Origin of the sequence: Proteus sp. GOKU, from assembly GCF_015475555.1 — a bacterium.
Taxonomy (GTDB): domain Bacteria; phylum Pseudomonadota; class Gammaproteobacteria; order Enterobacterales; family Enterobacteriaceae; genus Proteus; species Proteus mirabilis_B.
On sequence record NZ_CP034105.1, the window covers coordinates 3,976,057 to 3,999,875 of the forward strand.

Below are 23,819 nucleotides of genomic sequence, written 5' to 3' on the forward strand. Positions count from 1 at the left end.
AGCTATATCGCTTTAGTCACAAAAAGATAAATAGCTATTTAATACTTAATATTAATAGCACCGAAATGGCCATAACTGATTAAATTCCATCGTTAAACCTAATTGCACTTCAGATGAAAGCGAACCTTTGCTTACCACAAATTTTGGATGTCGAATAATGATTGGGGTATTAATAGTATGATGCATTAATGATGATCGGTTTTGCTCTAACTCATCATAAAGCTGCTTCATTTCTGTTGATGACGTATTTTCACCTAATCGCCCAAGCGTGATATGAATAATGTCTTTATGAAGTGCACTCTCAATTGGGATTTGCTGATAAATCTGCTGCCTAAAGCGTGTTAATTCCTCTGAGATACCCGTTAATATCAAACTACCATTGGATGTAAGTACAACGTTATTAAATAAAATTTCGATACTTTTTATTTGATTAAAGGTTTTTGCAATCTCATGACACCACGATAATAATACGGGCCGTTGCAGTTTAAACTGCTCATTTTGTTGATTAAAAATCGTTAATAATGTGGAGTGAAATTCTTGTTGCTGAGTAAATTCAATAAAGGGAAATTTAAGCGCAAGCTGTTCGCAATAAGCTATTAGTTTCTGACTAAAAGGAATAAAGCTTTCCTCAACTTCAGGCTGAGAAATCATTAATTGCCCTGCATTTAAGCTGACATCAATAATACTTTCGTTATTTAATTGCCGTTGCCAAGTTTCACCCGTTGCCAGTTTTTTGAGTGTTGCTTGTGTCAGGAATTCGTATGCCATCCGTACACCTTAATAAGAATAAAATAGTAACTCGTACTTTGGTTTGAGTGGCATTTAAAATCAAGTTTTAGAGTCAATAATAAAAAAGTGGCTTTCTTCTAAAAGCCACTGTCACATCAAAGGGGGAGAGATGTTAAAAAATGGGTCTATCTATAAATAATTCAATTAAAGCTAAATTGATTACAGAAAATCAGCCGCTTTAAACTTCGCTAATGCATCGGCTTTTTGCTCTGCGGTCATTGGGCGTAGTGGACGACGAGGAGAGCCTACATCAATACCATGTAACTGCATTGCTACTTTTCCAGCTGCAACACCGCCGTACTCGACTAAAACACGAATAATCGCAATTACTTTATCCATGCAAGCGGTAACGCCTTCATGATCACCAGCTTTAAATTTTTCAATAATTTCAAGATATAATGGCGCAGCATAGTTATATGTACTACCGACAGCGCTTGATGCACCACAGGCTAATCCAGCAGGAATAAATTCATCAACACCAAATGGAACATCGTACTTTCCGCCATCTACGCGTAAGCAACGCTGGAATTCATACATATCCGGGGAATTAAATTTCATACCAGATAAATTAGGTATTGTTTTACCCGCTACTTGTAGGAATTTTTCCATATCAATATTTAAACCTGACATGGTGGAGTGATAATAGTAAAAACCTTTAGAAGGTGCGCTAGCAGCGGCCAAACGACAATATTCTACAAGATCATCAACATTACCCGGTTTGAAGAAACAAGGGCCAATAACGGATGTTGCTTTGATATCTAAGGTTTCGGCATGGCGAGCAAGTTCTAGCGTATCAGCAATACTTAATGCACCTGTATGAATAATAAGATCAAGTTTACCCTGACTTGCATTAACCCAGCGTTCAGCTACTTTCTTACGTTCTTCAACAGAACAATGAATACCTTCGCCTGTTGTTCCTAATACATAAGCACCTGTCACACCACTTGCAATTAGGTGTTTTGCTATTTCATCAATGACAGAATAATTAACGCTACCATCAGTTGCAAAAGGAGTATGAGGTGCGGCAATCAGTCCAGAGAGTTTGTTCATGATAACTTCCTTTGGAGGTTAATTTCTTTTCTATTAATTTTATGGAGCTTAACTCTATATTAGGGAGCAATACTTCAGAACGCAATAACGAAATGAGCATTAAAGGAAGAGAAAAATGAAAGTGTGATCTTTAGCCAATTTTCACTAAAAATCACACAATGTAGAGATAAACTTATGCGGAGTGAGTCTGTTTTAACGCATTCAATGTTCGCAATTTTTGCTCTTTAACCATATCAGGCTGAGCTTGCACTAATAGCGTATAAAGAAGATCTAATACAAAGAGTTGTGCTGTTTTTGTACCAATAGAGTCACCTTGCAGTTTCCCTTGTCGGTTACCATTAATTAAATGATGATCAGCATACTCCATAATTTGTGAGCCTAAATTATGAGTCAATGCGATCGTGCTGGCTCCTGCTTCTTTAGCTAATTTAAGAGCATGGACCGTTTCAGGAGAATTACCGGAATGGCTAATTCCAATAGCCACATCGCCTGGTTTTAATAACGAAGCTTGCATATACATAAAGTGGTTATTTGTAACAGCATCAACACGATAACCAATTCGCATAAGTTTATTTTTTAAATCTTCTGCTGTAATTCCTGAAGAGCCAACACCACAAATAAAAATATAATTTGCTGATAATAAAGCATTTACAGCACCTTGAACTTGCTTCATATCGAGCAGATTCAATGTCTCTGATAGTACGTTATTAATCGTTGCTTGAAGTTTTAAACCAATGGTATGGATATCGTCTTGATGGGTCACTTCTGCATCAAGAATAGGTGACTCTTCATTATCAGAGGTCGCCATTTCAATCGCCAAATCCATTTTAAAATCTTGAAACCCTTTATAACCCAATGTACGGCAAAAACGCACAACCGTCGCTTCACCCGCTTTTGTCGCTTGTGAAAGTTGAGCAATAGAGAGTTGAGTAACTTCTGTAGGATGGAACAGGATATAGTCTGCAATACGCTGTGATACTCGCGTTAGACTATTTTTCATTGCGCCTAGCGTATCAAGTATTTTACCCGGCTTTAATCGAGTCGTTGCCTGTTCTGTCATGGAGATTATCCTTGGTTGCAGAAGATACACGGAAAAAAATTCTGCCAACAAGAGTACCAATTCCAACAGGTTAAAAAAAGCCTTGCTCATACAATAATATGATAATAAAAAACGCTTTATTCCTTAATAGCATCAGAATACAACTTACTGATACATCAGAAATAAAGCGCTTAATAAAAATAGTAATTATTAGTCAGTCAATGCAGTGACATCTAACTTAACAACGACTTTCTTCAGTGTGTTTGCACCCTTTTCAGCCGAAATTCCTGGTTTATGAGGTTCATAGGGCATAAAAACAGCAAACATGCTTGATGAAAGCGTTAAGGTTTGTTGACCTATTATTGTATCGGTTAGTTGGTAATCATCAGCCTCATTATAAGGCGTTACACTTTGAGCAGAACCCTGTATACCAAAATCAATAATTTCTTCACCACTAAGCAATATTTGAATATCAATATAACGCTGGTGTAACTCAGCTCGCTTCTGTTCACGAGGCTGTGTTTCAAACGTCATTACATTCATAAATAGCGTTTCACCATCGATTTTATAACTACCTGGAGCAAGTGAAGCGGGATCAAGTGCTAATGCTTTTTCCACCGCATCACGCAACGCGGGATTCATTTCTGGCATTGTAGCCAAATCTGATATGTGCCCAAATAACATAGATTTTTCCCTATTAGTTTCCTGATGTTTCACTATCATCTAATGAAATTTGTTTTGCTGATGCGAAAAGCGGTGCTGTAATTGTTCCTGCAATAACAACAGACATCGCGCCAATCACTCCGTAGAAGAAGAAATTAAGATCACTGCCATAACGCGCAGCTAATACTGCAATAATACTGACAATGATCCCGACAACTGCACTACCTGCATTTGCACGTTTGACAAAAATACCCAGCATAAACAAACCGGTCATTGGGCCACCCATTAAACCAATCAGACTATTAAAGGCATCCCAAATTTCGGACTCATCAGATAAAACTAACCAAATTGCAGCCAAGCTACTAAAGACGCCAGCAACAATAATGACTAATCTTGCGACTTTCATTTTTTGTTCGGCACTGCGTTCAGACTTACTTAAACGAGTGTAGATATCAGAATTAAAACAGCTTGATATACTGTTTAAGCTACTCGAAATACTAGATTGAGCAGCGGCAAAAATAGCTGCAATAATTAATCCAGCAATGCCGACAGGCATTTCAGTCACAATAAACAGAGGTAAAATACCTCCTGTATTAAAGCCTTCTGGTAAAAAATTAGGATTCTGTTTGTAATACACAAACAAGGCAGATCCAATAGCAAAGAAGAAGATAGGAATAATGGCAACTAATTTTGCATTTGTTATCAGTGTACGTTTTGTTTCTTCAATGGAATCCGTCACAATATAGCGCTGTACAACATCCTGACTTGCTGTAAATTGTTGAATATTAGCGAATAAAAAACCGATCATCAAAACAGGGATGGTGCTATCAGTCCAACTCCAACGAAATTGAGTCGTAGGAAAGAATTTATCAGCTTGTGATGTTGCAGTGAAAATTTCAGTAAATCCACCATCAACTTTAAAGCAGATCATAATAAAAATAAGAACTGCACCACCTGAAAGTAATAACCCTTGAATAACGTCTGTCCAAATAACACCCTCAATGCCGCCCATCCAAGTATAAATAATACAGAGCAAGCTAATTAGTACGATTAAGACAACAGGATCGATACCCATAAAAGGGCGTAGAGCAAGTACAGTTAAATAAGTAATAATGGCAACCCGACCAATATGGAATAACATAAATGAAAGGCTGGCAAATAAACGACTGCGTACATCAAAACGTGCTTCTAAATATTCATAAGCCGAAGTGATTTTTAATTTTCTAAAGAAAGGAATATAAAAATAAAAAACTAATGGCAAAATAGCGATAGCCAAATATTGCCCGATAATAAAAGTCCAGTCGGAAGTATAAGCTTTTGCTGGGATCGACATAAAAGTAATAGAACTTAAAGTAGTCGCAAAAACAGAAACCCCTGCTGCCCAACCTGGAACTCGACCACCTCCACGAAAATAATCATCCGCTGTTTTTTGGCGTTTAGAGAAATAAACACCCACGAGTAACATTGCAGCTAAATAACCAAACAGCACTGCATAGTTAATAAAACCAAAATCATGTAATTGCATTTTTTAGTCCTGCCATATGTAGGGTAAAAGGTAAGTTTTACGACAGTTTTTTTATTGCTCTCTAGCCCAAAGGACAGCGCCCCAGAGCCCGGCATCATGATGATAGTGGGCCGATAATATCGGCACTTGTAATGCAACTGGTTGCTTTATCTGGGCAGCTTGAACGAGTTCGATATATCCCTTTGCCAACCCAACGCTTCCACCAAGAACGACACAATCAGCATCCGTTGTGGCTTTAATATCGGTCACCAAATTTGCAATAGTGTTTGCTGAACGTTCAATAATTGATTTTGCTTGTGAATTTCCCTGGTGAAAGGCAGCAAAAATCGCTTTTGCATCTTTTCCAGCAAGCTCCTGTGTCGCTTGCGACGCAATTGCACGACCAGAAGCGATGGCTTCAACACAACCATAGCGACCACAACCACAAAGTGGGCCATGAGGATCGGCAAGCGTGTGACCTAAATGACCTGCAATACCTCGTTTTCCTGTAAAGAGTTGTCCTTGTTGAATAACGCCACCACCAACACCTGTCGATACAGTAATAAATGCCATATCAGAAATCGTTTCACGACGATGATCATATTCAGCCCATGTAGCTGCTTGAGCATCATTGAGTAGCCAACAAGGCAATCCTGTAAGTGCGATGAGTGTTTCTTTTAAAGGAAAACCTTTTAGTCCACCTAAATTATCTGGATTCAATGCGGTCAAAATGCCATTACAAATAATCCCTGTTGATGCGACAGCAACACTATCTGCATAGCTTTTTAGTGGTGTAGTAATATCAACTAAAGCTTTATAAAGTTGCGTTGGTGATGCACTTGCTGGTGTGGCTATCTGAGTATGTTGTGTCAATTGGTTATCTCGACTAATTAGTGCCGCCGAAATTTTTGTTCCTCCAATATCAATTGCTAATGTATTCATTTATCTAACTCCTGCTGCCACTTTAATGCCTGAGTAAACCAATCACAGACATGCTCAAGGCGCGTTAATGCAGAGCCTACCGTGACAGCCCAAGCACCAGCTTGCATTCCTCTTGCGGCAATCATTGGTGTGTTATAACGCCCTTCAGCAATCACTCGGCATCCCTTTTCAGCCAATGCGGTGACAAGTTGTAAATCAGGTAGCTTTGGTATCTCACCACCGGTATAGCCCGACATCGTTGAACCAATAAATTCAGTGCCTAACTCTTGGCAATACATGCCTTCGTCAAAGGTGGCACAATCTGCCATCGCCAATCTTCCTAAACGATGAATATGATCTAATAGTGTTTTCACTGGTACAGGACGCACACGATCAGTACCATCAAAAGCAATAATATCAGCACCCGCTTTAGCCAAGTCATCAACATCACTAAGCCACGGAGTGATCCTTACAGGGCTATCAGGTAAATCACGCTTCACAATGCCAATAATCGGCACATCAATAAGAGGACGAGTTGCTCTTAAATTATCAATTCCCTCAATACGCACTGCGATTGCTCCTGCATTTACCGCGGCTTGAGCCATTGCAGCAACAATCTCTGGCTTATCCATTGGGCTATTATCAACAGGCTGGCAAGACACAATCAGTCCACCTTTTTGTTGAATATCTTTAGTCATCTTTTCAATTAGCGCCATTTTGAACTCACTGCTCTCTTCTTTTGAAATGTAACTCCAAATTATAGTATTTTACGGAGTTTAATTTCTCAACCAGAGAAACAGTAATTTGTGAAGAAGATCAAACAATAATCAATGACTCACAACTTACTGATAAATAAATAAAATAAAAGTAGAGTGATGTTTCCACCACTCTTCTTCTTTTTTATTCCGCATTACTTAACTTAAATTAGAAATGAAACTGCAACCCAACTCGATAACGTGTCTGGCGAGCATCACTAAGAGGGCTTACAGCCATATTGCCAACTTCAATATAAGGTGTGAAAGTACTGTTGAGTTGATAAGAGAAAGCGACGTTATGCTCATAATTGCGTTTTTTATTATCATATTTTATGGCGTCGCTATACATTTGAGTATAATCATATTCCACTTTAAATTTGTTATATTTATAACCTATAAAACCATCAAGACGATTTGTTTTTTCATCATCAACACCTTGTTTTGTTTTACGGGCATAATCAAAACGATAACGTCCTGCAATATATAACCCATTATCAAAGTTATATTGTGCTTTTAAATAGGGTTTATATATAGAAGTATCTGTTACAGTTTCAAAAATAAGACCAGGCTGTAATGTAATATGATTATTTATTTTATAGTTATAACTTAATCCCATTTCAATAGCATTATTAACAACATCACTAAACAGTTTATCTTTCTCACCATCTACACCACCCGATTTAACGCTAGCATCAATATAGAAACCAACACCATTTGAAAAAGAGTGAATAAATGCAACTCTATCTTTATTAATTCGAGTAGAGTCTGCATATTCATGACGAAAGTCTAATGTAGTCGCATATAATTGAGATGACATTAATAAAGTACAGCATGACAATAAAAGTTTCTTCTTTTTATTTAGCATAATAGTTTTCCAAAAAGGTGAGATCCCCTGTATTAACAAAGGAGATCTTTATGAATTATTTTAATTTATATTTAGGAAGAGATTATTCAATAATTAATTGTTTATCTTTCATCGTTAAAGTAATAACTGAATTAACAGCTTCACCCTTATTTGTTTCGCCTCCAATTAAATAAAGTGAATTATCATGTGAAACAGTAACGCCATAACCAAGAGGAAGAGGTAATTCACCAATGATTTTCCATTGATTATTAATAAAGCCATAAATTTCTTTATGCCATGTCTTTTCTAATCCTTGATGTGCAAAGTAATGTTGCTGTGAATAGTTTGCCTGAGCTCCCGGAAAATTTGCCCCGCCAGCAACAAGTAAAGTGTGCATACTGTAACCGGCAAACGCACCAGCTAAACCGTCCTGCGGCTGATTAGACATAGGATCAGGTAATTTCTGAGCAACAGAATTCCATTGTAATTGATTGTTTTTTAATGTGGCGGTTTGCACTTCACTGGTGCGTAATCCTGGCTTTATTTCACCATTGATTAAAGTGATTTTATTGCCATCATAAGCTAATGCAGAGCCTGCTGTTCCATTAAATGGCGTAGTACCTAATAATCGCCATTGATTATTTTCAGCATTATATTCCATTATATTTCGATTAAAAAAATAACCTTCAGCTGGCTTATTAAAATAATCACTAGTGATTTTTTTACTTTCAGATTCATTCAATTTAGTACGATTTAAATCAACGAAATAACCGTCAAAGATTTGTTGATTAACTCCACCAAGAATAATAGCCTGATCATTGTTAATATTAACTCCCGTATGCCCTACTAATCCATAAGGTGCTCGAGTGTTGACCTTTTCCCATTTATTTTCTTTTGGTAAATAGCGATAAACATCTGTAAGCGCACTAATTGTTTCGCTATTTTCATTTTCTTTTCCTGCTCCACCAAAAATATAAATATTATTATTTAATTCTAGAGCAATAGATTGATCTCTTGGTGTTCCAGGAAAGTCTGCTATTCTTTCCCATTGTTTTGTCGAACGATTGAGATCAAGCTTATACCATGATTTTCCCGCTGTACCCAAACCAACATAAATAACATTTTCGCTGATTGTTCCAGCACCACTTTTAAATGTTACAGGTAAATTAGGTAGTTTTTCTGCAAAACTAGTAGACGTGAATATTGCCGACACTAGCATTACAGAAAGACAGGAGTAAGATATTTTCTTTATTCTGTTCATACTTATTAGCTCTTATTATTGTCATCAAGTAGGGTTTTTTCTTGTATCTTAAATATCACTCCAATATATAATTATTTTCGGAGTTAAACTTCAAATCGATCTTTTCTGAATTGTGAAGGCGATCAAAATGTCTATTTTTTAATCTTATATTTTTACAACTTTCTTTAAATCAAATTTAGGAATAAAAATCTGACAATAGAATAGAAAACAGTCTCAATAATTTATTATTGAGATTTTATGCAGAATATAATGTTAATTCTTTTACAGTAAAAAAATTTTATGACACAGGTAAAAATGGAGTTTTATTTCAAGAGTCTTTTTAATCAATTAAATGCTCATTTTTACCTTGTGTGTTAATTGAAAAATTGGTTATTTAACATGATGGAAATCAAACTAAATTGTTATTTTTTAATATATTTTGTATCCGCATTGTTAGTATGGATTTATTTTTTTTCCTCGTTATAATCACCAGCGTCATTTTAAGTAGTAGTTCATCACATTGAGTTCACAAAACGATACTCAGGTCTGTCTTGAATGATTGAAAAATGAAATCGTATCTTTACTGGACGTTTTTTAAACGCCCGGGACGGATGTTATTTATCAATTTATCAAGGAGACACTGATGCAAATCAGTCGTAGGTCTTTCTTTAAGATCTGTGCTGGCGGTATGGCAGGCACATCTGCTGCATTACTCGGCTTGGCACCTGAAGTATCTATTGCGAATGCTCGCCAATATAAATTATTACGTTCCGTTGAAACCCGTAATAACTGCACTTACTGCTCTGTGGGTTGCGGTATTTTGATGTATAGCCTTGGTGATGGTGCAAAGAATGTCGATAAAAGTATTTATCACATTGAAGGCGATCCTGATCATCCTGTTAGCCGTGGCTCTCTATGCCCGAAAGGCGCTGGGCTTGTCGATTATATCCACAGTGAAAATCGCCTGAAATATCCTGAATATCGTAAACCGGGCTCTGATAAGTGGGAGCGCATTTCATGGAATGAAGCGATTGATAAAATCGCCCGTTTAATGAAAAAAGATCGCGATGAAAACTTTGTTACCCATAATGAAAAAGGGCAAGAAGTTAACCGCTGGCTTACCACTGGTATGCTTTGTTCTTCTGCTGCCAGTAATGAAACCGGAATTTTAGATAATAAGTTTTCTCGTTCATTAGGCATGATAGCTATCGATTGTCAGGCAAGACTTTGCCATGCGCCAACCGTTGCAGCATTAGCGCCCACTTTTGGTCGTGGTGCAATGACCAATAACTGGGTTGATATTAAAAACGCTAACGTTGTGCTGATCATGGGCGGTAACCCTGCTGAAGCGCACCCTGTCGGTTTTAAATGGGTTATCGAAGCTAAAATTAAGAATAATGCGAAGGTTATCGTTGTCGATCCCCGTTTTAACCGTAGTGCTGCCGTTGCCGACCTTTACTCTCCTATTCGTGCCGGCTCTGATACTGCATTCTTATTAGGTGTTATTCATTACCTTATTGAACACAATAAAATTCAGCATGAATATGTGAAAGCCTATACCAATGCTTCTTTAATTGTGCGTGAAGATTTTAGTTTTGATGAAGGTCTTTTCAGTGGGTTTGATAAAGAGAATCAAAGCTATGATAAAACCTCATGGCACTATGAGCTTGATGAGAATGGTTTGGCATTAAGAGATAACTCACTGCAACATCCTCGTTGTGTGTGGAATCTTTTAAAACAACACGTTTCACGTTATACCCCTGAAATTGTTACTACACTTTGTGGTACACCTTTAGAAGATTTCACCTATATCTGTGAAGCTCTTGCTTCCACCAGTGTAAAAGACAGAACCTCGACTATTTTGTATGCCCTCGGTTGGACACACCATACTGGTGGTGCTCAAACTATCCGTGCAGCAGGTATGATCCAGTTATTATTAGGTAACGTGGGTATGCCGGGTGGCGGTGTGAATGCATTACGTGGGCACTCTAATATCCAAGGCTATAGCGATCTGGGTTTATTATCATTAAACCTACCGGGTTATATGCCTCTGCCTAATGAGAAGCAGACATCGTTAGAGACTTATTTATCTCAGGTAACACCAAAAACCGTGGTTGCAGACCAAGTTAACTACTGGAAAAGAACCCCTGATTTCTTTATTAGTTTGCTAAAAAGCTTCTGGGGTGAGCACGCAACGGCACAAAACGAATGGGGTTATCACTGGTTACCAAAATGGGATAAAAGCTACGACATCATGGCGCAAACCCAATTGATGATCGATGGAAAAATGAATGGTTACATCGTTCAAGGTTTTAACCCATTAGCCGCCTTTGCCGATAAAAATAAATGTAGCGCCGCATTAGCCAAACTAAAATATATGGTTGTCATTGATCCTCTAGTGACAGAATCATCTAATTTTTGGCAAAACCACGGCGAGATGAATGAAGTTTCACCACAAGATATTCAAACTGAAATCTTCCGTTTACCTTCATCATGTTTTGCTGAAGAAAATGGCTCGATTGCAAACTCAGGCCGCTGGCTACAATGGCACTGGGCTGGCGCAAAACCACCAGCACAAGCATGGCACGATGGTAAAATTTTAGGGCATTTATTAATGCGTCTACGCGAGCTTTATCGTGAAGAAGGCGGTGTTTGCCCTGAGCCTATCATGAATCTTTCTTGGAACTACGTTGACCCTTACGATCCACAACCAGAAGAAGTCGCAAAAGAAGCGAATGGTCAAGCCATGCAAGATATCTTTGATGAAACAGGCAAATTGTTGTTTAAAAAAGGACAACAACTTGATGGTTTCCATCAACTGAAATCAGATGGCTCAACGGCAAGTTTCTGTTGGGTTTATTCCGGTTGTTGGACTGAAAAAGGCAACCAAATGGCGAACCGCGATAACGCCGATCCTTCAGGGCTAGGTTGTACACCGGGTTGGGCTTTTGCGTGGCCGCAAAACCGTCGTGTGTTATATAACCGCGCATCTGTTGATCCACAAGGCCAACCTTGGGATGCAAAACGTCAACTTATCAAATGGAATGGTAATCAATGGGTTGGTCCTGATGTGCCAGACTATAGCAATGCAGCACCTAATAGCGGCGTAGGCCCGTTTATTATGCAACCCGAAGGTATGGGACGCTTATTTGCTGTTGATAAAATGGCTGATGGTCCATTCCCTGAATTCTACGAACCGTTTGAATCGCCAACAGAAGATAATATTCTGCACCCGAAAGTCTCTCGTAACCCTGTTGCACGTTTATACAGCTACGATGCTGAACATTTAGGTAAAGCAGATGAATTCCCTTATGTGGCAACAACCTACTCAATTACTGAATTGTTCCGTCACTGGACAAAACACTCATTAATTAATGCCATTGCACAACCCGATCAATTTATTGAGATTGGTGAGCAACTTGCTTCACGTAAAGGCATTGTTCAAGGTGATGAAGTTAAAGTCAGCGCTAAACGTGGCTATATCAAAGCCAAAGCCGTGGTGACTAAGCGAATTAGACCTCTAACGATAAATGGCAAAGTCGTTGATACTATCGGTATTCCTTGCCACTGGGGCTTTGAGGGAGCAACACGTAAAGGTTTCCTTGCCAATACATTAACGCCATCAGTGGGTGATGCAAACTCATTCACACCTGAATATAAGGCGTTTTTAGTCAATATCGAAAAGGCATAAGGGGAAACTAATGTCATTGCAATCTCAAGATATTATTCGTCGTTCTGCGACTAATTCTCTCACGCCAGCACCACAGGTACGTGACTTTAAAGAAGAAGTAGCAAAGCTTATCGATGTGACGACTTGTATTGGCTGTAAAGCCTGTCAGGTTGCCTGTTCAGAATGGAACGATATTCGTGACAAAGTCGGTCTTAACGTCGGTGTTTATGATAACCCGATGGATTTAACCGCTAAATCGTGGACCGTGATGCGATTTTCTGAAGTTGAAGAAAACGGCAAGCTGGAGTGGCTAATTCGTAAAGATGGCTGTATGCACTGCGCTGATCCGGGCTGTTTAAAAGCCTGTCCCGCAGAAGGTGCCATCATTCAATACGCTAACGGTATTGTTGATTTTCAATCAGAGCATTGTATTGGTTGTGGTTATTGTATTGCGGGCTGTCCTTTTGATGTTCCTCGTATTAATGAAGAAGATAACCGCGCTTATAAATGCACATTGTGTGTTGATCGTGTTGAAGTCGGTCAAGAGCCAGCTTGCGTAAAAACCTGTCCAACAGGTGCTATTCATTTTGGCTCTAAAGAAGCGATGACTCACCTTGCAAACGAGCGTGTTGCAGAACTCAATACCCGAGGCTATGACAAAGCAGGTTTATACGATCCTCAGGGTGTTGGCGGAACTCACGTTATGTATGTACTTCACCATGCGGATAGACCTAACTTATATCATGGCTTACCAGAAAACCCAGAAATTAGCTCAACGGTTAAATTCTGGAAAGGTATTTGGAAACCATTAGCAGCGGTTGGTTTTGCTGCCACCTTTGCGGGCGCTATATTCCATTACTTAGGTATTGGTCCTAACCACACCACAGAAGAAGATGAAGAAGAGGCACAAAAAGAGATGGAAGCATCACAAAATTCAGTGAATAAAGAGGAGCAGAAATAATGAAGAAGAAAAGCGATAAAATCCTTCGTCATACTGCCTCAGAGCGTATTAATCACTGGGTTGTGGCGATTTTCTTTATCTTTACCACCTTTAGTGGGCTAGGCTTTTTCTTCCCATCTCTAAACTGGTTTATGAATATTTTAGGTACACCACAACTTTCGCGCTTACTGCATCCATTTGCGGGTGTTGCGATGGTGTTCTTCTTTATCTTTATGTTTTTTAGATATCTAAAACATAACTTTGTTGATAAAGACGACTTAGTATGGGCGAAAAATATCCATAAAGTGCTACAAAACGAAGAAGCCGGCGATATCGGGCATTATAATTTGGGTCAAAAAGGGATTTATTGGACATTAAGTATCAGCCTTATCGTGCTTACCATTAGCGGCATCATGATTTGGCGTCCTTATTTCGCGGACTATTTCTCTATCCCTGTTATTCGCATTGCCTTACTGGCTCATTCACTGTCAGCTATTTTGCTTATCATAACGGTGTTTGTTCATGCTTATGCCGCGTTTTGGGTGAAAGGTTCAATTCGTAGCATGATTGAAGGTTGGGTAACTCGTGGTTGGGCGAAAAAACATCACCCGCGCTGGTATCGTGAGATCTTAGAAGAAGAGAAAAAAGAAGCAGAAAACAAAGCAAATCAAAAATAATAGACTGCTTTTACTTCTATAAAGTAGATGTGAGAAAAATGGAGGCTTAATCGCCTCCATTTCTATTTTAAATCAACGCTTAACTTAATGTGCTGCTGTTTTTGCTTGCTCCACTAAGTTTATTAATCGACTTCTCATTGTGTGATAGTGTTGAGAAACTTGGCTTTCTGCCCATTTTTGATCGGCAATTTTTATCACTTTAGCTGCACAATATTTAGTTTCAGGTGTTTTAGAGACAGGATCAAGATTATCCTGAGTCAGCTCATTACATGCCCCAATCCACCATTGATAAGTCATATAAATCGCTTGCTTATTGATTGTCTCATTTACATTGCAACGAGACATCACCTTACCTCGACGTGATTCAACCCAGACAATTTCTTGATCACGAATACCCACTTCTTTAGCAATCTCTGGGTGGACTTGAACATAACCGGGTTCATCCGCAAGTGATGCCAAGGCTTTACAGTTACCCGTCATAGAGCGACAAGAATAATGCCCCACTTCACGCACTGTAGATAAGATCATTGGATAATCGGCATCTGGTAATTCAGCTGGTGCTCGCCATGGTGTCGCGAATAACTGGCCTTTACCAGATGGTGTGGTGAATTGGTTACCTGAATATAAATAAGGTGTTCCTTTATCTTCAATATCAGTACAAGGCCATTGAATATGCGCTAAACCCGCCAATTTTTCATAAGTGACGCCAAAGAAGAGTGGGCATAATGCTCGGACTTCATTCCAGATCTCTTCATTATTTTCATAAGACATCGGATAGCCCATTTCAGTGGCGAGTAAGCTAATGATTTCCCAATCTCGTTTTACATTGCCACGTGCTTCAATGGCCTTTTCAAAACGTTGGAAACCTCTATCTGCACATGTAAAAATACCTGCATGTTCACCCCAACTGGTTGAAGGTAAAATCACGTCGGCTTGCTCTGCGGTTTTTGTCATAAAGATGTCTTGAACTACGACAAAATCGAGGGCTTCAAAGCCTTTTCTTACTAAGCCTAAATCGGCTTCTGTTTGAAGAGGATCTTCACCCATGATGTAGTAAGCCTTCACTTTACCTTCAATCGCTAAATGAGGTACTTCAGTAATACGATATCCCACTTCAGGATCAAGTTGTTCAACAGGAATATTCCAAGCCTTAGCGAATTTCTGACGCGTATTTTGATCAGTGACATATTGATATCCTGGGAACATGTTAGGTAAAACACCCATGTCACAAGCACCTTGAACATTATTTTGTCCACGAACTGGTGCGACGCCAACATGCGGTTTACCTAAATTACCCGTTAATAGCGCAAGACCAGACAACCCTTTGACGACATCAACTGCTTGACCAAATTGCGTTACTCCCATGCCCCACATAATAGTTGCTGTTTTAGCTCCTGCATAAGTGCGCATTGCTTTACGGATTTCAATGGCTGGGATACCGACAATATCTTGTACTGCTTCAGGACTATAATCTGCGAGTTGTTTTTTATATTCATCAAAACCTTCGGTATAACGGCTGACGTAATCCTTATCATAAAGATCTTCATCAATTAGCGTATATGCGAATGCATTCACTAACGCCATATTTGTACCGTTTTTTAATGGTAAATATTGGTTAGCAATTTTGGCTGTTTCGATTTTACGAGGATCACAAACAATAATTTTTGCACCTTTTTGTTTCGCTTTAACCACACGGCGCGCCACAATAGGATGAGAGTCAGCACAGTTATAACCAAAGACTAATAAGCAGTCTGAATCTTCAATATCAGCAATAGAATTACTCATGGCACCATTGCCTAATGTCTCTTGTAAACCTGCAACAGAAGGCCCATGGCAAACACGAGCACAGCAATCGACATTATTATTACCTAATACTGCACGAACAAACTTTTGCATCACAAAATTGGTTTCATTCCCAGTACCTCGAGAAGAGCCAGTACACATGATGGATTTCGCACCGTATTTTTCTTTTATTTCCAGTAATTTTTTTGCAGTAAATTGAATCGCTTCATTCCAACTCACAATTTCAAAATCAGCCCCTTTTTGTCGGCGGATCATGGGTTCATGTATTCTGGCTGTCAGAAGTTTATTGTCATTAAGAAAATCCCAACCATAGAGCCCTTTTAAGCAAAGTTCTCCTTGATTGGTGACACCATTGGCACCTTCAGCTTTGATTATGCGACCATTTTCGACACAGAGATTGATTTTGCAGCCAGCGCCACAGTAAGGACAGACGGAGTTGATTTTGTTCATTTGATATCCTTTCCCCTAACTAGGGAGTAAAAGAGTCATAAAGAACGTTCAACTAAGCAGGAATTATGCCAATTAATTTTCAAAATATAATCAATGAGATACAAAAACAAAATAATATTTGATAATCGTTTCGTCATTTTTGTCGGTGCTCACTTTGCACAAATAGGGCTAATTTATTACGGAATTAAGAAATTAGCATCAGCGAAACATTTAGAAATAAAAATTAATACTGAATTCTAATAAAATTTATTTCTTTAGTTTGAATTTATGATATAAATAATAAATACGCATTTTGAAAAACAATATTTCATATTGCATTGCGATTATATCCATTTCAATAAAGAGCAAAAAGATGAATATGAACACCAACAACCGACTCTTAGGCCTAAACCTACTACTCCTTCGTTAGGTGGCCGAGCACGTTCATTTTTTTGCAAAAGCCACCAGTAAGGTGGCTTTTTGTTGTGCCCCTACTGGTGGAACTGTTTTTTAGGGGAGTTTCTATGATGTTTAGTTTCACCATTAGGATGATGAGTTACAACGTCTTACCAATAAGCCACTGTATGGCAATAGCCTCTATCACTCATTCGATAACACAGGGGGCAAAATGAGCCAACAATGGACATCACGAGTCGGTCATATCTTAGCAGCCGCAGGCTCTGCAATCGGTATTGGCGCAATCTGGAAGTTTTCTTATGTCGCAGCCAATAATGGTGGCGGTGCATTTTTAATTGTCTTCTTGTTATTTAGTTTTGTTATTGGGCTTGCAGTATTACTGGCTGAGAATATTTTGGGCAGTAGCACACACGCTGAGGCTGTTAACGCATTTAAAAGAATGATGGGACGCAATTGGGTCATCATTGGCGTTATTGGTGTATTCAGCTCTTGGTGTATTTATAGCTTTTATAGTGTTGTTGGTGGTTGGACAATTGGCTATACCGTTATGGCGGCAACAGGTCAGTTGAATATTACCGATAGCGCTGAATTAACCGGTATTTTTACCCGCTTTATTAGTGATCCTTTATGGCCTATTTTGGCTCACCTTGCCTTTGCTGGATTAACCTGTTTCGTGGTTTTAGCAGGTGTACAACGTGGATTAGAAAAAGCAGTTAAAATCATGATGCCGATGTTGTTTATCATTATGATTTTATTGATTATTGTTGGTATCAGCTTACCCGGCTCTTCTGAAGGTTTAAAATTATTTTTATACCCTGATTTTAGTAAGCTAACCCCACAAGGCGTATTAGATGCGTTAGGATTAGCCTTCTTCTCACTGTCTATCGGTTTAGGTATTCATATCACTTACAGTGCTTATTTAGCAGATAACAAAGGTATTGCTAACTCCAGTATGTGGGTGGTTATTTTATCTTGTATGGTATGTGTACTTGCCGGATTAATGATTTTCCCTGCCTTATCTGCCGCAGGTTTAGAGCCGAATGCAGGCCCCGGTTTAACCTTTATGACTATGCCAGTTTATTTTGCCAACTTACCCGGCGGTAATATTTTAGCAGTGACTTTCTTTGTCTTGTTATTAATGGCAGCGTTAACCTCTGCTATTTCATTACTTGAGCATATCGTGGCTTATGTGCAGATGCGTTTTCAGTGGACTCGTCGTCGTGCTGGATTAGTCGTTACCGCCTCAATTATGCTGATGGGTATTCCAGTTTCATTATCTTTCGGCCCGATGAGTGATGTGACATTAGGGGGTAAAACAGTCTTTGATTTGTTGGATTACCTGACTTCCAATATTTTGATGCCACTGTTTGGTATTGCAATGTGTTTGATCTTTGGTTGGTCACGTAGAGCGAATGCATTTATTCCTGAAAATATCACTGGATTAAAACGTCAAAGCTTATTACTGGTGTGGCGTTATATTGGTCCAATTTGTATCGGTATTATTTTAGTTCATGGATTGATTGGCTAAACAGATCCCCGATAAAAACAGCTTATTAAACATAAAGAGAGGGTCAAATGACCCTCTCTTTTTTCTTGTTTTATAACAGCCTTTTTATTATCGGCTTGTTTTATTTTGGATACTTTATATTACTTTTTTCCCTAGCAGCTTTATCAATATTACCCAACCAATCCCATTGCTTGAGGTAAGAACATCGAAATTGCAGGAATATATGTCACTAATAACAACACAAGAATAATCACAGCGAAGAAAGGCAATAACGGTCTAATTACACCTTCAATCTTAATTTCACCTATCTTACAGCCGGTAAATAAAATAGGACCTACTGGCGGTGTTATCGTACCTAATGAAAGGTTAAACACCATCATGATACCGAATTGAACCGGATCCATACCAAATTGAGCACAAATCGGTAGGAAGATTGGAGTAAAGATTAACACCGCAGGTGTTGGATCCATAAAGGTACCAACCAACAGTAAAACCAAGTTCATAATCAGTAAGATAACTAAGAAGCTATCAGTAAAGGAGAGTAAGCCTGATGCGATAATGGCAGGAATTTTAGTAAATGCCATTACCCAAGACATAATGGATGATGTTGCAAGCATCAAAATAACAATTGCCGTCATTTTTGCGGTGGCTAAGAAAATAGCAGGCAAATGGTTTACTTTGATATTTTTATAACACATACCTAAGATTAAAGAGTACACAACTGCAATGGCTGAAGCTTCTGTTGCAGTAAAAATCCCACCTAAGATCCCACCGATAACAACCACAATCATCATTAAGCTAGGAACAGCATCCAGCACAAGCTTAAACGCTTGCCCTTTCATGGTATTTTTTTCGGCCACATAACCGCGACGTTTAGCAATAAAACCTGCCACTAACATCACACCCAATCCCCATAAAATACCGGGAATATAGCCACCCATAAACAGAGCTGTAATCGAAACACTTCCTGCAACGGTGGCATAAACAATCAGTGTGTTACTTGGTGGAATTAACATACCCGTTGGTGCTGATGCAATATTCACTGCGGCACTAAAAGCGGGATCGTAATTTTCTTTCTTTTGGATTGGAGACATGATGCCACCAATCGCCGCCGCAGAAGCAACACCAGAGCCACTAATTGAGCCAAACAGCATATTGGCAACAACGTTAGTTTGCGCTAAAGGCCCCGGTAAAAAGTTACTCACTAACTTAGCGCAGTTAATTAAGCGAATAGCGATACCGCCGTTATTCATTAAGTTACCCGCCAGAATAAAGAACGGGATTGCTAACAGAGCGAAAGAGTCTAACCCCACAAACACGCGTTGAGCTGACGTTAAAATAGCGCCATCAAAAGGCAATATCATTGCCATGGCGAAGAAAGAAGAGAGTCCAATACTGACGCTGATTGGTGTACCAATAAATAAGAGAAGGAATGCACCAATAAACATGACTAGGGCAACAACAATTGCAATATCCATGGTTACACCTTTTGCTTTGAAGAAAGTTGTCTAACCAATCCATATTGGTTATATAAGCAATAGAAAACAGAGAGAACACCGCTTATAGGTATAGCTGCATAGATAACCCCAATAGGGATTTGCAGTGCCGAATCCAATTGTCCCATTTGGCGGCTCATACCGATGTAACCACCAATAGTGAGTACCAATAACACAAAAGCGGTTGTGGCAAACTCACCTAAAATTTCAAGGCAAATACGGACTTTATAGGGCATCCGATCACGCATAAACGTAATCGCAATATGTTCACGTAATCCAAACACATAAGCACTACCAATTAAAATTAACCAGATAAATAGGTAGCGAGAAAGCACTTCACTGACTGCACTAGGATCGTTAAATAGGTAACGGGTCACAACTTGGTAAGTCACCAATATCGTCATTAAACCCACAAGAAAAATACAAAAATAAGCGACGATGGTATCTATTTTTAGCTTAATGCTTGTTAAAAAAGTATAAAAATCCTTTTTTGCAACAGGCGTATTAGAGTCGTTTGAAGAGGGTAATTTCTCTGAAGGTTCCATGGTTGATCCTTATAATAGGGGCTAAAAACTTAGCCCCTTGCAACAAACGGCATTAGTTGGCTAATGCGCGGATCTTATTGTAGATATCTTTCTGTTCTGGTGTGGTCAGCATCGATTCTTGCAGCGGTTTACAACGCTCTTGGAATGGCTTGATATCAACCTCAGTAAATGTTGCACCTTGGCTAATAGCAGATTGTCGGGCAGTGTCTAACGCTTGGTTAAATAAATTAAACTCAGTAACCGTACTTTCTTTTGCTAACTTACGGAAAGTCGCCTGATCTTCAGGGCTCATCTTATTTAAGAATGCTTCATTCACGATAAGTAAGTCGGCAACCATGACATGGCGGGTATAAGAGAAACTCGGTGCAACTTCATACTGTTTTAAGTCAGCATAAGTGATTTCATTATTCTCAGCGCCATCAAGAACACCTTGTTGGATAGCGGAATAAACTTCACCCTGTCCCATAGGAACACCTGTTCCACCCATGCAAGATAACATTTTCACCATAGTGTCAGATTGCATGACCCGGATCTTTCTTCCTTTCATATCTTCAGGTGTTTGAACAGGTGTTCCCTTCACATACATACTACGAGCACCTGCGGTATAGGCAGTAAGTACCTCGAAACCATTTCCTTTGGTTGAGCTAAATAGGCCATCTAACATATCGCCTGTAAAAACTTTTCTTTGGTGTTCTGAGTCGTTATAGATGTAAGGCATCGCCAGAACAGAGAAGTTTTTGTTGTAGTTTTCAACAAGAGGATTGGCAACCACAGCCAATTGAATGGCACCTGATTGAACTAATTCAAGAGCGGCACGTTGGTCACCCAATAATTCATTAGGATGAATTTCGAGTTTATATTTACCCCCCGTAGCAGCTTCTAATTTTTGACTAAAATCTTCCAATGCTTTGTATTGAGGATTTTTTTCAGATTGGTTAAAAGCCGTTTTCAAAATAACAGGACTATCTGTTTTGTCATCTTCACCACATCCCGCTAAAAAAAGACTAGCGACTACAACGGTGCTGATAAGAGATAACTTAGGCAAAACATTCATTGTATGCATGTGAACCCCTTATGGGTTTGCGTATTTTGATAGTGCTAATCCTACTTGAATTTGACGATATTTCAGTGATCGAATTCAAGAAAATGAAATGGCGTTCCTATTTTTTGAAAATAGATTACCACTTTTATATTTTCAATTTTGTAAATACAATAACCTATTGATAAAAAAGCATTAAATTATCTAAAAAAGATAATTTAGCGGTAAAGAAATAGAAAATATATATTCTGGAATAAACTACAAACTCGCTTTGAATCTGAATTATCGGCTACTTATTAAGCAGGGAAGTAGCCGATAATCATATTTAGAATGGGGAATAATAGGATGAAGATCCTAGTTATTATTTCTGGGTTACCAGCCATGTTTTGCTGATTTTAAAAACCGCTTTTTTAATTTTTTGCGAAGCATTTACCTGACAAGTAGGTCGATGAACTTCTCCGGGATAAAAAATGGCAAAATCCCCTGTATCAAGCAATAAACGTGTCGTAATAGGTGGGTTATCTAAGAAAATCAGATCTGGTTTTGTCTCTTGATATTGATGAGGATAAGTAATTGTTGTGCTGGTAGAGATCATCTCTTGCCCCTTAAGCACAACTTGAATATCAAGATAATGATCATGAAACTCACTTTTTAAGTTTTCTTCACGATCGGTAGTTGGTGTGGAAATAATATAAAAAACATCATTATTAATAATGTTATATGTCCCTTCACTCTTCTCTTGCAAAGCGTTTAACGATAACTCTTTTTGAGTGAGTAATTTTAACAGTGCAGGCGGCAGCATTGTTGCATCGAGTTGCTTTAAATTTCCAGTGATCATTGGGTTACCCTCTTAAATCCATGTTTAAATTTAATTACAAAGCTGCCATTGCTTCTTTAGCAAGAGCGCCTATTTCTTCCCATTTTTGATTATCAACGAGATCTGAAGGCACCATCCATGTACCACCACAAGCAACAACACGAGGTAATGCGAGGTAATCTTTCACATTGTTGGCATTAACTCCGCCTGTCGGCATAAAAGAGACAGGATAAACGGCACTCAACGCTTTAAGCATGCCAATACCACCAGAAAGTTCTGCTGGGAAAAACTTCAATAAATTAATGCCGAGTTCCATTGCCTCTTCAACTAAACTTGGCGTGTTAATACCCGGAATAATAGGAATGCCTCTTTGCTGGCAATACTGCACAATGCGAGGGTTAAATCCCGGACTCACAATAAAATCTGCACCGGCTTCGATTGCCTGATCAACCTGTGCTTTCGTTAATACCGTACCGGCACAAATGATCATTTTCGGGAATTCATTTCTTAACTGGCGAATAGCTTCTGCAGCCGCAGGAGTACGAAAAGTTATTTCAGCACTAGGCATACCGTTTTCAACTAATGCTTTACCCAATGCAACAACATCATCTGCATTTTTAATTGCGATAACAGGAATAATTTTTAGTGCCGAAAGTTGTTCAAGTAATGTTGACATAGTGTGTCTCGTTGAATGAATAAGTGGCGCTTTTATTGAAGAATGTGGCATCGCGACTATTGGGATAATCGCACCACGATGTTGAATAACCGTACTTGCAAGTAAGTGTGCATAACGCGCAGACATTACAACTGACTCACCCGCTAATCGCGTAGCAAGATAACCTGCACTAAATGAATCACCAGCGGCAGTTGTATCAATCACACTTTGCTTATCAAGTTTTATGGCGGGAACTTCATCACAATGTCCTTGCTGTATAATCAGGCAAGGTTCTGCGCCTTTTTTAATAACGATTTCCCCAACACCAAATTCAATCGTCCTAGACACACATTGCGCTTCTTCACTATCCCCCCAAAGAAGAAATTCATCGTCTAATGTGAGAAAAGCCAAGTCAGTGAGTGACAATACAGCTTGATAGGCTTTTTGCGCAGCATCGAGGCTTTCCCATAATCTTGGGCGATAGTTATTATCAAAGGCGATTTTCACACCTTTTTCTCGACACTTAGCTAATTGTTGTAAAAGCAGTTCTCTATCTTCAGGAGATAAAATCGCCAAGCTGATACCGCTTAAATAGATATAATCAAAATCAAGCAGTTGCTGAAAAATCATTGGGGCTTTTGGTGATCGTAACCAATATCGCGCGGCGGCATCGTTACGCCAATAATGGAAGGTACGCTCTCCTTGGTTATCCGTGTTTATGAGATAAAGTCCGGGTAATTTATTATCTAATCTCTGGACTAATTCAGTATGTACCCCTTCTTTTTGCCATTGCTCTAACATGGCACTACTCATTGGATCCGTACCTAATGCACTTACATAATGAACAGATAAATTGGGGTTTGCGCGAGTCAAATAAACAGCAGTATTAAGAGTATCTCCTCCAAAATGGCGCACAATATTCGCCTGATTTTCGGATAGTTCGATCATACATTCGCCAATAACAGCCACATTGATAGCCATAGCGCTTTCCATTTTCACATTAGCAGTAAGGTCATTTT

General features: G+C 38.9%; 19 protein-coding genes and 1 pseudogene. 4 read left to right on the forward strand and 16 right to left on the reverse strand.

What is annotated here, in order from left to right; all coding sequences use genetic code 11:
- Positions 1-51: 51 nt before the first annotated feature.
- From EHE21_RS18150 to EHE21_RS18190, 9 genes are all read right to left on the reverse strand, one after another.
- Entirely contained in the window at positions 52-768 is a 717-nt protein-coding gene (locus tag EHE21_RS18150) for a hypothetical protein (RefSeq protein ID WP_194951459.1), read from the reverse strand.
- 180 nt (positions 769-948) lie between these two features.
- Complete coding sequence (locus EHE21_RS18155; RefSeq protein ID WP_194951460.1) at positions 949-1,839, reverse strand: dihydrodipicolinate synthase family protein; 891 nt, start codon at positions 1,837-1,839, stop codon at positions 949-951.
- 172 nt (positions 1,840-2,011) lie between these two features.
- Entirely contained in the window at positions 2,012-2,899 is an 888-nt protein-coding gene (locus EHE21_RS18160) for a MurR/RpiR family transcriptional regulator (protein ID WP_088494247.1), read from the reverse strand.
- Between the two features lie 189 nt (positions 2,900-3,088).
- Complete coding sequence (gene nanQ, locus EHE21_RS18165; protein WP_194951461.1) at positions 3,089-3,562, reverse strand: N-acetylneuraminate anomerase; 474 nt, start codon at positions 3,560-3,562, stop codon at positions 3,089-3,091.
- A gap of 13 nt (positions 3,563-3,575) precedes the next feature.
- Positions 3,576-5,066, reverse strand: a complete 1,491-nt coding sequence (locus EHE21_RS18170; protein WP_088494245.1) for a sodium:solute symporter — start codon at positions 5,064-5,066, stop codon at positions 3,576-3,578.
- 51 nt (positions 5,067-5,117) lie between these two features.
- Positions 5,118-5,987, reverse strand: coding sequence for an N-acetylmannosamine kinase (gene nanK / locus EHE21_RS18175; RefSeq protein ID WP_194951462.1), 870 nt, complete (start codon positions 5,985-5,987; stop codon positions 5,118-5,120).
- Positions 5,984-6,682, reverse strand: a complete 699-nt coding sequence (locus tag EHE21_RS18180; RefSeq protein ID WP_088494243.1) for an N-acetylmannosamine-6-phosphate 2-epimerase — start codon at positions 6,680-6,682, stop codon at positions 5,984-5,986. Before EHE21_RS18180 ends, nanK begins: the two co-directional genes overlap by 4 nt.
- Positions 6,683-6,890: 208 nt before the next feature.
- Positions 6,891-7,586, reverse strand: a complete 696-nt coding sequence (locus tag EHE21_RS18185; RefSeq protein ID WP_194951463.1) for an oligogalacturonate-specific porin KdgM family protein — start codon at positions 7,584-7,586, stop codon at positions 6,891-6,893.
- Positions 7,587-7,668: 82 nt separating this feature from the next.
- A complete protein-coding gene (locus EHE21_RS18190) occupies positions 7,669-8,826 on the reverse strand; it encodes an N-acetylneuraminate epimerase (protein WP_194951464.1) in 1,158 nt (385 codons plus the stop codon).
- A gap of 622 nt (positions 8,827-9,448) precedes the next feature.
- Here EHE21_RS18190 and fdnG point away from each other — a divergent pair.
- Genes fdnG through fdoI form a run of 3 tightly spaced genes read left to right on the forward strand, consistent with a single transcriptional unit; the run spans position 9,449 to position 14,092 of the window.
- Positions 9,449-12,496: a formate dehydrogenase-N subunit alpha gene (fdnG, locus tag EHE21_RS18195; protein WP_194951465.1), complete on the forward strand. Its 3,048-nt coding sequence runs from the start codon at positions 9,449-9,451 to the stop codon at positions 12,494-12,496.
- 10 nt (positions 12,497-12,506) lie between these two features.
- The gene (gene fdxH / locus EHE21_RS18200) at positions 12,507-13,436 is read left to right on the forward strand and encodes a formate dehydrogenase subunit beta (protein WP_099659236.1); all 930 of its coding nucleotides are present in this window, start codon (positions 12,507-12,509) and stop codon (positions 13,434-13,436) included.
- Positions 13,433-14,092 (forward strand): formate dehydrogenase cytochrome b556 subunit, encoded by a 660-nt coding sequence (gene fdoI / locus EHE21_RS18205; RefSeq protein ID WP_194952718.1) that lies wholly within the window; start codon positions 13,433-13,435, stop codon positions 14,090-14,092. Before fdxH ends, fdoI begins: the two co-directional genes overlap by 4 nt.
- An 84-nt stretch (positions 14,093-14,176) precedes the next feature.
- Here the strand turns inward: fdoI and fdhF are convergent, their stop codons facing one another.
- Positions 14,177-16,345 carry a formate dehydrogenase subunit alpha gene (fdhF, locus tag EHE21_RS18210; RefSeq protein ID WP_194951466.1) on the reverse strand — a complete coding sequence of 723 codons (2,169 nt, stop codon included), beginning with the start codon at positions 16,343-16,345 and terminating at the stop codon, positions 14,177-14,179.
- Positions 16,346-16,952: 607 nt separating this feature from the next.
- Between fdhF and EHE21_RS18215 the strand changes: the two genes are divergently transcribed.
- On the forward strand, positions 16,953-18,269 hold the full coding sequence (locus EHE21_RS18215; RefSeq protein ID WP_194951467.1) for a sodium-dependent transporter: 1,317 nt from the start codon (positions 16,953-16,955) through the stop codon (positions 18,267-18,269).
- A 149-nt stretch (positions 18,270-18,418) separates the two neighbouring features.
- On the opposite strand, the gene EHE21_RS18220 is transcribed toward EHE21_RS18215, so the two are convergent.
- The 6 genes and pseudogenes from EHE21_RS18220 to EHE21_RS18970 all read right to left on the reverse strand — a co-directional run.
- Positions 18,419-19,726 (reverse strand): TRAP transporter large permease, encoded by a 1,308-nt coding sequence (locus tag EHE21_RS18220; RefSeq protein ID WP_194951468.1) that lies wholly within the window; start codon positions 19,724-19,726, stop codon positions 18,419-18,421.
- Between the two features lie 2 nt (positions 19,727-19,728).
- Positions 19,729-20,289: a TRAP transporter small permease gene (locus EHE21_RS18225; protein WP_194951469.1), complete on the reverse strand. Its 561-nt coding sequence runs from the start codon at positions 20,287-20,289 to the stop codon at positions 19,729-19,731.
- Between the two features lie 52 nt (positions 20,290-20,341).
- Positions 20,342-21,352: a TRAP transporter substrate-binding protein gene (locus EHE21_RS18230; RefSeq protein WP_194951470.1), complete on the reverse strand. Its 1,011-nt coding sequence runs from the start codon at positions 21,350-21,352 to the stop codon at positions 20,342-20,344.
- A 337-nt stretch (positions 21,353-21,689) separates the two neighbouring features.
- On the reverse strand, positions 21,690-22,166 hold the full coding sequence (locus EHE21_RS18235; RefSeq protein ID WP_194951471.1) for a YhcH/YjgK/YiaL family protein: 477 nt from the start codon (positions 22,164-22,166) through the stop codon (positions 21,690-21,692).
- Between the two features lie 34 nt (positions 22,167-22,200).
- Positions 22,201-22,872, reverse strand: a complete 672-nt coding sequence (locus EHE21_RS18965) for a bifunctional 4-hydroxy-2-oxoglutarate aldolase/2-dehydro-3-deoxy-phosphogluconate aldolase (RefSeq protein WP_324187752.1) — start codon at positions 22,870-22,872, stop codon at positions 22,201-22,203.
- Positions 22,867-23,781, reverse strand: a pseudogene (locus tag EHE21_RS18970) (sugar kinase); the annotation flags it as partial. The gene EHE21_RS18965 and the pseudogene EHE21_RS18970, both read right to left, overlap by 6 nt.
- Positions 23,782-23,819 lie beyond the last annotated feature (38 nt).